This is a genomic window from Rhodococcus sp. P14, assembly GCF_000256505.1.
Lineage (GTDB): Bacteria > Actinomycetota > Actinomycetes > Mycobacteriales > Mycobacteriaceae > Rhodococcus > Rhodococcus ruber.
The window spans coordinates 1-644 of sequence record NZ_AJFC01000060.1 but is presented as its reverse complement, the minus strand read 5'-3'; the positions used below and the strand labels follow the sequence as shown (position 1 = coordinate 644).

General features: G+C 69.7%; 1 protein-coding gene. It reads left to right on the top strand.

Translation table 11 applies throughout. The features are described from left to right. Window positions 1–60: 60 nt before the first annotated feature. A partial coding sequence (locus OEY_RS0104350; RefSeq protein ID WP_010592715.1) for an MFS transporter occupies window positions 61–644 on the top strand: 584 nt, incomplete at its 3' end.

Below are 644 nucleotides of genomic sequence, written 5' to 3'. Positions count from 1 at the left end.
CGCGTTCGACGTCGGGCCGGTGGCCGAGGTCGCCTCGGACGCTCGGTAACGTTGATCCACATGGCCGAAACCTCCTCGCCCGTGAGCTACCCCGTCACCACGCGTGCGCTGGGTCTGGCGATCGTCGTCCTCAGCGGCCTCCAGTTGATGGTCGTGCTCGACGGCACGGTCGCCAATCTCGCGCTGGCCCCGTTGCAGGAGGACCTCGGCCTGAGCGACGCGGGACGCAACTGGGTGCTCACGTCGTACGCACTGAGCTACGGCGGTCTCATGCTGCTCGGCGGACGCCTCGGCGACGCCTTCGGTCGTAAACGCATGTTCATCGCCGGCGTCGGGTTGTTCACGCTCGCCTCGCTGCTGTGCGGACTCGCCGTCAACGAGGGCACCCTCGTCGCGGCCCGCGCGCTGCAGGGCGTCGGCGCCGCTGTGGCCTCGCCCACGGCCCTGGCGCTGGTCGCCACCACCTTCGCACCCGGACCGGCCCGCAACCAGGCGATCGCCATCTTCGCGGCCATGACCGGTGTCGGCTCGATCGCCGGGCTGATCATCGGCGGCGCTCTGACCGAGGTGTCCTGGCGCTGGATCTTCCTGATCAACGTGCCGATCGGGATCCTGATCGTGACCCTGGCCGTGATCGCGCTCCG